This window comes from Catenulispora pinistramenti (genome assembly GCF_018274385.1).
In the GTDB taxonomy this organism is placed as follows: domain Bacteria; phylum Actinomycetota; class Actinomycetes; order Streptomycetales; family Catenulisporaceae; genus Catenulispora; species Catenulispora pinistramenti.
The window spans coordinates 16,782-27,003 of the sequence record NZ_JAAFYZ010000148.1; the positions used below are offsets into that span (position 1 = coordinate 16,782).

6 protein-coding genes are annotated in these 10,222 nt (G+C 71.0%); 2 read left to right on the forward strand and 4 right to left on the reverse strand.

Annotated features, from left to right (window positions below):
* Positions 1–72: 72 nt before the first annotated feature.
* Entirely contained in the window at positions 73–825 is a 753-nt protein-coding gene (locus KGQ19_RS32730) for an AraC family transcriptional regulator (protein WP_212016482.1), read from the reverse strand.
* A gap of 298 nt (positions 826–1,123) precedes the next feature.
* Here KGQ19_RS32730 and KGQ19_RS32735 point away from each other — a divergent pair, with 298 nt between their 5' ends.
* The gene (locus KGQ19_RS32735) at positions 1,124–1,984 is read left to right on the forward strand and encodes an SDR family NAD(P)-dependent oxidoreductase (RefSeq protein WP_212016472.1); all 861 of its coding nucleotides are present in this window, start codon (positions 1,124–1,126) and stop codon (positions 1,982–1,984) included.
* Between the two features lie 64 nt (positions 1,985–2,048).
* On the opposite strand, the gene glgB is transcribed toward KGQ19_RS32735, so the two are convergent.
* The 3 genes from glgB to KGQ19_RS32750 all read right to left on the reverse strand — a co-directional run bounded on the left by glgB (position 2,049) and on the right by KGQ19_RS32750 (position 7,497).
* Entirely contained in the window at positions 2,049–4,010 is a 1,962-nt protein-coding gene (gene glgB, locus KGQ19_RS32740; protein WP_212016474.1) for a 1,4-alpha-glucan branching protein GlgB, read from the reverse strand.
* A complete protein-coding gene (locus tag KGQ19_RS32745) occupies positions 4,007–5,350 on the reverse strand; it encodes a glycosyltransferase family 4 protein (protein WP_368862196.1) in 1,344 nt (447 codons plus the stop codon). Before KGQ19_RS32745 ends, glgB begins: the two co-directional genes overlap by 4 nt.
* Before the next feature lie 92 nt (positions 5,351–5,442).
* Positions 5,443–7,497: an amylo-alpha-1,6-glucosidase gene (locus KGQ19_RS32750; RefSeq protein WP_230419806.1), complete on the reverse strand. Its 2,055-nt coding sequence runs from the start codon at positions 7,495–7,497 to the stop codon at positions 5,443–5,445.
* A 95-nt stretch (positions 7,498–7,592) separates the two neighbouring features.
* On the opposite strand from KGQ19_RS32750, the gene KGQ19_RS32755 reads away from it, so the two are divergent.
* On the forward strand, positions 7,593–10,222 hold a 2,630-nt coding region (locus KGQ19_RS32755), incomplete at its 3' end, for an MGH1-like glycoside hydrolase domain-containing protein (RefSeq protein WP_212016480.1).

Below are 10,222 nucleotides of genomic sequence, written 5' to 3' on the forward strand. Positions count from 1 at the left end.
TCCTCGGGACTGTTCGGGGTTCGGATCAGTTCGAACAGCCCATAGAGGCTGCTCGGGACTCAGCCCGCCGCATCACCCGGCGCAAAGCGTCCCGGCGGGAAGGCGGCCCGCACGAAAAGCGGCTGGCGACACTCCCATCAGCGTATGGAAGTCGGCGGTCATGTGGGACTGGTCGTAGTAGCCGCTGTCCAAGGCAAGCCCCGCCCACTCGGCGGAGCCGGCCCGCGCCAGCACCGTGCGGACCCGTTGGACGCGGGCGAAGTGCTTGGGTGACAGGCCGATCCGGTCGGTGAAGAGGTCGCGCAGGTGGCGCTCGCTGACGGCCAGTCGGCGGGCGAGGGCGCCGACCCGTTCGCCGGTGGTGGACAGCGATTCGGCGGCCCTGCGGAGTAGTTGGTCGCGCGAGTCCGTGGTGCCGTGCAGGCTTTCCAGCAGCGCGTCCTCGATGCCGCGCAGGACCGGACCGGGGCCGGCCAGGTCGTTGAGGCGGTCTTCGAGGTGGGCGGCGCGGGTGCCCCACAGGTCGGCCAGTGGTACGGCCTGGTCCCGCAGCTCACTGACCGGGACGCCGAATACCGGCCTGGCCGCGCCGGGACGCAGCCGGATCCTGATGCACAGCGGCAGGTCCTTGCCCGGGAAGTAGGAGGCGCGGCCACGCGGGCCGATCACGCGCAGGTCGCCGTTCCCCGCGCCGTCCCCCGCACCGGTCCTGCGGTAGACCAGCGCGGTGGCGGCGTCGGGCAGGTGCACCAATGGCAGGGCACTGTCAGGCCGCAGCAGTGTCACGTCGGCGATCCAGGGCCGGAGCGCGGGCGTCGGAGTCATCGCGTCCACGCCGACCACTCTAGATGATTGATTCCTGGGGGTACCGGCGCGAAACGGCTGATCAGCGGCGCCTGGCCGCCCCGGCCGGCCACCCGAAGCCAACCAGGCTGAGGGAGGCCGTCCGGGTCGCCCATGCTTGCTGCTGAGCCGTTTCGCATTTTCACGTGTCAGCGGCGGTTCCGTATGCCGGAACCCCCAGGAATCAATCATCTAGGGTCTGGCGGTACAGGCTCGGGCCCGCTCAGGTCTGCCGTTTTCTCCTATATCCGCGCGGCGGTGGGGCGGCAGGGTACTGGTCATGATCCTTGTTACGGGTGCGACGGGCACCATCGGCACTGAAGTGGTCCGGATCCTGGCCGAGCGCGGCGAGCGGGTGCGGGCGATGACGCGGAAACCAGAAGGCGCGAACCTGTCGGCGAAGGCGGCGGAGGCGGCGGAAGTCGTGCGGGGAGACTTTGAGGACCCTGACTCCCTCGACGCCGCGGTGGCCGGGGCCGACGCGGTCTTCCTGCTGGACGCGCCGGGTCCGTGGATCGAGCGGCACGATCTGGCGATGCTCGATGCCGTGCGGTCCCACGGCATCGGGAAGGTGGTGAAGCTGTCGGCGATCGGCACCGGCGAGAACTCCGACCTCAGAGTCGGCGGCTGGCACCTGCCCGGCGAGCGGGCGGTGCGCGCGGGCGAGGCGGTCTGGACGATCCTGCGGCCCAGCAGCTTCGCCAGCAACACCCTGCGCTGGGCCCCGATGATCCGCGCGGGGCAGCCGGTCGCCAACATGACCGCGAACGGTGCCCAGGGCGTGGTCGACCCGCGCGACATCGCCGAGGTCGCGGTCGCGGCACTGACCACGCCGGACCACGCGGGTAAGACCTACACCCTGACCGGTCCGGAGTTGCTGAGCACGCCGGACCAGGTGGAGATCCTACGGAAGGTACTCAACCGGCCGATCGAGATCGTCGGCGTGCCGCTGGAGGAGGCGAAGGAGCAGATGATCGCCGCCGGCCTGGACCCGGAGTTCGCCGAGGTCGCGATGCGGGGGCAGCGGTTCATCGCTGAAGGGCGGAACGCCGAGCTGACCACCGATGTGGTGACCGTGCTCGGCCGTCCCGCCCGCAGCTACGAGATCTGGGCCGACGACCACCGGGCCGCGTTCGGCTAAGCGATCGAGGCCGCGGTCGGCTCAGCGATCAGGGCCTCGTTCGGCTGAGCGATCGGGGCCACACTCACTCCCCATACCGCCCCGCCAGCCAGACCACCCCGGACGCACCGACCGTCACCGTCCCCGAAGCCGGCAGCCAGTCGCAGCCCCGCCCCGCGTCCGCCACCACCGCCCCGAGGTTCCCCGACCCGCCGCCGTCGTAGTCCCGCGAATCAGTGTTCAGCACCTCGTGCCACGTCCCGCCCCACGGCAGCCCGATCCGCCGGTCGCGCACCTCGCCGCCGGAGAAGTTCGCGACGCAGACCAGCGCGTCCTCGTCCTTGCCGTACCGGACGAACGAGATCAGGTTCGCGTCCCCGTCAGCCGCGCCCCAGTGCGTGGCGCCCGGGTCGTCGTCGCGCGCCCACAGCGCGGGGTGCGCGCGGTAGAGCCGGTTCAGGTCCACCATCAGCCGGGCGACGCCGTCGCCGTCGTCGGCGCTCCCCCAGTCCAGCCCCCACTCCTCGCTCCACTCCCCGCGCTGGCCGAACTCCCCGCCCATGAACAGCAGTTGCTTGCCGGGGAACGCCCACTGATACGCCAACAGCCCGCGCAGCCCGGCCAGCTGCTGTCCCCGCCAGCCCGGCAACTTCCCGGCGAGCGAGCCCTTGCCGTGCACCACTTCGTCGTGGGACAGCGGCAGCAGGTCGTGCTCCATGAACGCATACGCCGAGGGGCGCCGGATCTCGTCGAAGTGGTAGCGCCGGAACAGCGGGTCCACGGTCACGGTCCGCAGGGTGTTGTTCATCCACCCCAGGTTCCACTTCACGTCGAACCCCAGGCCCCCGTCCTGGACCGCCCGCGTCACCCCGGGCCAGGCCGCCGACTCCTCGGCGATCATCACCACCGAGGGGTGCCGCCGGTGCGTCTCGTTCGTCAGCATCTTGATGAAGTCCAGGGCCTGCAGGTTCGAGTTCCCGCCGAAGCAGTTCGGCTCCCAGGTCCCCGGTGCCCGCGAGTAGTCCAGGAACAGCATCGAGGACACCGCGTCGACCCGGAGCCCGTCGGCGTGGAACTCCTCGATCCAGTACAGCGCGCTGCCGATCAGGAAGTCCCGCACGTCGGGGTGCCCGAAGTCGAAGATCAGGCTGCCCCAGTCCGGGTGCTCGCCGCGGCGCGGATCAGGGTGCTCATACAGCGCCGCACCGTCGAACCGCGCCAGCGCCCACTCATCGCGCGGGAAGTGTGCCGGCACCCAGTCCAGGATGACCGCGATCCCGGCACGGTGGAAGGCGTCGATCAGCCGCCGCAGCCCGTCGGGGTCGCCGAGGCGTGCGGTGGGCGCGTAGAAGCCAGTGGTCTGATACCCCCACGATCCGCCGAAGGGGTGTTCCATCACCGGCAGGAACTCCACATGCGTGAAGCCGAGCCCGGCGACGTGCCCGACCAGCTGCTCGGCCAGCTGGTCGTAGGACAGGCCGGGCCGCCAGGAGCCCAGGTGCACCTCGTAGACCGACATCGGCTCGTTGAACGAGTAGCGTTCGCCGCCGCGATGGCGCGCCATCCACTCGTCGTCAGTCCACTGATGCCGCGAGTCGAACACCACCGAGGCCGAGGCCGGCGGGATCTCGGAGGCGAACGCCACCGGGTCCGCCTTCAGCCGCCAGACCCCGTCCCGGCCGAGGATCTTGTACTTGTACCGGTCGCCGGGCCGGGCGTCGGGCGAGAACCCCGACCAGCGCCCGGCTTCGTCGCGTCGAAGCTCCACGCCCCGATGCGGATTCCAGTCGTTGAAGTCGCCTTCGACGTTCACCTGCTGGGCGTTCGGCGCCCACACCGCGAACCGGACGCCGTCGGCCTGCACCTGCGCGCCGTATCGCCGCCAATAGCGCGGCTCGTCCGGTGCGGCCAGCGACGACCATTCAGCAGACCGTTCAGCAGACCATGTAGAGCATGGAGACCAAGCAGACCATTCAGTATCAGTGTCCTGCATATGCGTCCCGCCACCGAACCCGGCCACCGCGCCGGTGCCCCCGTTCCAACTCACGGCAGCAACCCCGCCGACTCCAGCAGGTTGCCCTCGGGGATGTGGACGCGTTCCCGGTCCGGGACCGTCGCGCTGCGCCACAGGTTCGCCGGCCGCTTCGTCTTGGCCGCGCCGACCACGCTGTTGTAGACGCCGGCGGTCGCGACGGCGACGTCGTCCCACCCGTACCGGTCGCGCACCATCGCCCGCGCCGCGTCCGCCATGGTGCGCGCCGCCTCGCGGTCGCTGATCAGGGAGCTGACGGACTCGGTGAGCGCGCCGGCGTCGCGGGCCGGGAACGTCAGGCCGGTCACGCCGGGCTCGACGATCTCGGCCAGCCCGCCGGTCTCGGACACCGCCAGCGGCGCCCCGGCAGCCGCGGCCTCCAGCGCCACCAGGCCGAAGGGCTCGTAGATGCTCGGCACGACCATCGCATCGGTGGAGGCCATGGTCGAGGACAGGCCGCGGGCCGGGACGAAGCCGGTGAAGCTGATCTCGTGGTGCAGGTCCAAGCGGCCGGCGGTGGCTTCCAGCTCGCCGCGCTGCGGACCGTCGCCGGCTATCACCACCCGCAGTCCGGGGTGGCGGCGGCGCAGTTCGGGGACGGCGTGCAGCAGGTGCTGGACGCCCTTCTCATAGACCAGGCGGCCGGCGAAGCCGATGAGCGGTCCTGATCCGGCGTAACGGGAGCGGGCCGCGGCGACGTCCATCCGGTTGGGCGACCAGCGCGGCAGGTCGACGCCGTTGGGGATGACCTCGGTCTTGGCCGCGGGCACCCCCAACAGGGCGTCGACTTCCCGTCCCATGTACCTGGAGCAGACCAGCACCCGCTCGGCCTCCGACCCGAGCCAGCACTCGACCGAGTGGATCGCGCGGTTCAGGTCGCCGGGCAGCCAGCCCTGGTGCCGGCCGGCCTCGGTGGCGTGCACGGTGGCCACCAGCGGCACCCGCAGGTGGTCGCGCATGGTGATCGCGGTGTGGGTCACCAGCCAGTCGTGGGCGTGGATCAGGTCGAACTCGCCGGTGTCGGCGGCGTGCAGGGCGGCGCGGGTCAGGGTGTGGTTGAAGGCCATGGTCCAGGCCAGCAGGTGCGCGGTGTCCAGGGGGATCGCCGGCGGGTCATCAGGCGCGCGCACCACCCGCACGCCCTCGACGATCTCGTCCAGCGGCGCGCCGGGCGCGTGCCGGGTGGCCACCGTCACCTGGTGGCCGGCCCGGGCCAGGTTCCGGGCCAGGGCGTGGACGTGCCGGCCCAGGCCGCCCACCACCACCGGCGGGTACTCCCAGGAGAGCATCAGGATCCGCAGGGATCGGGACGCGGGGCGCGGCGGGGCCGGCACCGTGGCCCGGACCACCGCCATCGCGTCGTTCTCGGCTTTGGTCATCGTGAGTTCGCGCACCGCTCCGGACATCGGCGTTGCTCCCCTAGGTTGTGCTCGGCGGTTCTTCGGGTTCATGTGCGGTTGACGTGATCGGAGGTCCAGGCGCGCAGGGCCTCGGCCACCGACCACGCCTGGAACGGGCAGCCGGTGGTGGTGTGGGGTGCGGCGCCGTCGGCGGTCTCGGAGACCGAGCCGAGCCCGGCCTCCCCGAGATGGCCGGGCAGTCCGCCGAGCGCGGCGTCGGCGGGACCGCCGGGCAGGCCAGCCGACGAGTCGGTGCGCGCGCTGCCGGTCGGGGCGCCGCTCGGGCCGCCGCTCGGGCCGCCGGTCAAGCCGCCCGTGGAGCCGCCCGACATGCCGCGAGCCGCGGCGAGCGCGTCACGGTAGGCGCCGAGCAGCCACGGCCACACGGTGCCTTGATGGTATGCGGCGTCCCTCTGCGCGGGGGACTCGCGGTGGTGCGGTTGGTACGCGGGGTCGTCGGACGGCAGGGTGCGCATGCCCAACGGCGTCATCAGCTTCCGGCCGACGATCGGGGCGGGAGCCTGACCGCGCAGCGGGGCGTAGGGGAGGCTGTAGGCGAGGAGCTGGTTCGGGCGCAGCGACGCGTCATCGCCGGCCGGGCCGTCCACGACGTCGTAGAGCCCGCAGTCCGGGTTCGGGAACCGGCGCTGGAACGACGTCGCCGCCGCTTCGCGCCGTTGCAGCACGGTGGTCGCGTCCCGGCCGATCGCCTTCCACAGGTCGGCGACCGTTCCCAGAGCGTTGATCCAGAGCGCGTTGATCTCGACGGCCTTGCCGCGGCGTTGGGTGATCGGCTGCCCGTCGACGCGGGCGTCCATCCACGTCAGCGCGTAGCCGTCGGCACCCTGGGTCAGCAGCGAGTCGGCGGGGTCCACCCGGATGCCGTAGCGGGTGCCGTCCAGGTGCGCCTGGATGATGCCGTCGAGCGCCGGGGCCAGTTCGGCGGCCAGGTCGGTGTCGCCGGTGGCGGCGACGTGGCGGCCGATCGCGTGGACGAACCACAGCGTGGCGTCGGCGGTGTTGTATTCGACCGAGCCGGTGTCGGCGGTGTTGGCGAGCATGCCCTCGGACAGGGTCGCGGCGTAGCCGCGGAGCAGGCGGCGGCCTTCGTCGAAGCGGCCCGCGGCCAGGAACAGGCCGTCGTAGGAGAGCATCGTGTCCCGGGACCACGTTCCGAACCACGGGTATCCGGCGATCACATCCGGCACCGCGGCGCCGTCGGCGGCCGTTCGGCTGACGACGAAGGCGTCGGCGGCCAGCAGCAGCCGGGAGGCGACGGGATCGGCGCCCTTGGCCTCGATGCTCCGGGCCCGGTCCCGGGCCGTCGCGACGATCTGGGCGGCCGGCGGCGGGGCGGAGGCGAGGTCGCCGGCCCAGGCGGTGACCTCCAGGGTCTGGCCGGGGCCGGTCAGTTCGGCGGAGAAGGATCCGGCGAACCACAGGTCCTCATGCGACCCGAGTCCGCGGGCGGCTTCCTCGCGCAGCTGGACGTCGCGGTACCACTCGCCGCCGGCGGTCCAGCCGGGCCCGGCGATCCGGTAGGCCTCCTCGACGACCACGCCGTCCGCGGTCGGCCGCGTCTGCGGGTCGCCGCCGCCGGCGAAGCGGTCGCCGTGCTGGTCGCGCCAGGTGCACAGGGCTTCGACGCGCAGCCTCACCGGGCCGCCGGCCAGCAGGCGGTAGACATAGCCGTAGGCGGGGCGGCCGTGCACCGCCGCCAGCTCGGCCTCCAGGACGATGTCACCTATCCGCCAGCGCCAGCGCGGCAGACCCTGCTCCAGGCTGAAGCTCTCCAGCAGGGTGTGGCCGTCCGGGGCGATGGCGCCCGAGGCCCATTCGTGCACGGCGAGCCGTATCTCGGCGCCGGACTCGGTGACCAGGACCGGGTCCAGGGCCGCCAGGCCGACCCGGCGCGCGCTGCCGCCGCTCTCGGCGACCACTAACAGAGCGTGATACCTGCGGGTCCGAAGCCCGCTCACGGTGCCCATGGCATAACCGCCCGCGCCATCGGGTACAAGCCATTCCCGGGCCGCGCCCTCGGAGAGGTCGCCGCACACACCGGTACCGAAGACATGCGGGTTGGAGATCGCCACGACCGCCATATTCGCAGTCGTCTTTATCGAGCGCATTTCGTACGGGCTGCGTAGGGTCGAACCGCAACGGTACCCAAGGAACACAAGGGCACGGTGAGGGCGCGGTGACCACAGCAGAGCAGGCGCGGCTGGACCAGTACGACGGCGAGGAGAACGAGCCGTGGCGTGCGTGGGGTCCGTATCTGTCGGAGCGGGCCTGGGGCACGGTCCGCGAGGACTACTCCCCCGGCGGCACCGCCTGGGACTCCTTCCCGCACGACCACGCGCGCTCCCGTGCGTACCGCTGGAACGAGGACGGGCTGGCCGGGATCAGCGACATCGACCAGTACTTCTGCTTCTCGCTGGCGTTCTGGAACGGTAAGGACCCGATCCTGAAGGAGCGCGCCTTCGGCCTTACCGGCAACGAGGGCAACCACGGCGAGGACGTCAAGGAATACTGGTGGTACCTGGACTCCACGCCGACCCATTCGTGGATGCGCTGGCGCTATCACTACCCGCAGAACGAGTTCCCTTACAACGACCTGGTCCACACCAACCGGGCCCGGGGCGTCAACGACGCGGAGTATGAGCTCGTCGATACCGGGATTTTCCAGGACGACCGCTACTGGCGTATCACCACGGACTACGCCAAGCACGGTCCGGAGGACATGGGCATCCGGATCCATGTGGAGAACAAGGGCCCGGACGAGGCGACGCTGCACGTCCTGCCGCACCTGTGGTTCCGCAACACCTGGTCCTGGGGGCTGGCCGGCCGGGAGGCGGTGCCGGTGCTGACCGGCGACGTCGGGACGCTGGTCGGCGAGCACCGGCTGCTCGGCCGGATCGCGCTGATCGGCTCCGGCGAACCGGAGGCGCTGGTCTGCGACAACGAGTCGAACGCGCGGCGGCTGTGGGACACCGACGGGCCGCGCTATCCCAAGGACGGGATCAACGACCACGTGGTCGCCGGCGCCGACAGCGTCAACCCGGAGCGGCGCGGGACCAAGGGCGCGCTGCACTACGTGCTGACCGTCCCGGCCGGCGGGACCGCGGAGATCCGGCTGCGGCTGCGCTCGGAGGGTCCGGACAGCGAGGCCGTGGGACCGGCGGATCTGGACACCGGGTTCGAGGAGCTGATGACCCGCCGGGAGGCCGAGGCCGACGAGTACTTCACGGAGCTGACGCCGCAGGCGTGCAATGCCGACGAGGCGGACGTGCTGCGGCAGGCCGTGGCCGGGCTGATGTGGTCCAAGCAGTACTACCACTACAACGTGTCGCGGTGGCTGGAGGGCGACCCGGCGCAGCCGGAGCCGCCGGAGGGGCGGCGGCACGGGCGGAACGAGCACTGGTGGACTTTGTCGGCGCGCGACGTGATCGTGATGCCGGACCCGTGGGAGTACCCGTGGTTCGCGGCGTGGGACCTGGCGTTCCACTGCGTCGCGCTGGCCGAGATCGACCCGACGCTGGCCAAGCGGCAGCTGCTGTTGCTGCTGCAGGAGTGGTACCTGCACCCGAGCGGGCAGATCGCGGCGTACGAGTGGGCGTTCAGCGACGACAACCCGCCGGTGCAGGCGTGGGCGGCGCTGCAGATCTACCGCGCCGACGGCTGCCGGGACCACGTGTTCCTCAAGCGGGTGTTCCACAAGCTGCTGATGAACTTCACCTGGTGGGTGAACCGCGCCGACGCCGACGGCAACAACGTCTTCGAGGGCGGCTTCCTGGGCCTGGACAACATCGGGCCCTTCGACCGGGACGCCGGCGTACCGGTCGGGGACCTGCTGGAGCAGAGCGACGGCACCGCGTGGATGGCGATGTACTCGCTGAACCTGATGGAGATCGCCCTGGTACTGGCCGAGCACGACCCGGTCTACCGCGAACTGGTGATGAAGTTCTTCGAGCACTTCGGCCTGATCGCCGCCGCCGCGAACAAGATCGGTCTGTGGAACGAGGAAGACGGCTTCTTCTACGACGTCCTCCGCACCCGCAACGGCAGCGTCATCCCGGTGAAGGTCCGCTCCGTCGTGGGCCTGCTCCCCCTGGTCGCCACCACCTCGGTCAGCGCCGAGGCCATGGACGCCGTCCCGGAACTACGCAAGCGCGTGAAGTGGTTCTTCGAGAACCAGCTGGACAAGGCCGACCTGCTGATGGGCTGCGTCGACATGAACAAGACGCACCGCCTGCTGACGATGATGACCTTCGAGCAACGCCCCCGCGTCCTGGAGCGCATGCTCGACGAGGGCGAATTCCTGTCCGACCACGGCCTACGCGCCCTGTCCCGAGCACACAAAGACCAGCCCTACCGCCTCAACGTCAACGGCACCGACTACAGCGTCAGCTACGAACCCGGCGAATCCCACACCACGATGTTCGGCGGCAACAGCAACTGGCGCGGCCCCATCTGGTTCCCGGTGAACTACCTCCTCATCGACGCCCTGGACCGCCACCAGGAATTCTTCGGCGACCACATCACCCTCCAATACCCGACCGGCTCGGACAACCAGGCCACCTACGGCGCCATCGCCGACGACCTGGCCCACCGCCTGGTGGGGGTGTTCCTGAACGACGAGGCGGGCCACCGCCCGGTGTTCGGCGACGTGAAGCTGTTCCAGGAGGACCCGGCCTGGCACGACCAGATTCCGTTCCACGAGTACTTCCACGGGGACACCGGGGCCGGGATCGGCGCTTCGCATCAGACGGGGTGGACGGCGCTGGCTATCAACTTGCTGCTGCGGAAGGGGCGGGCTCGGCGCGGGTG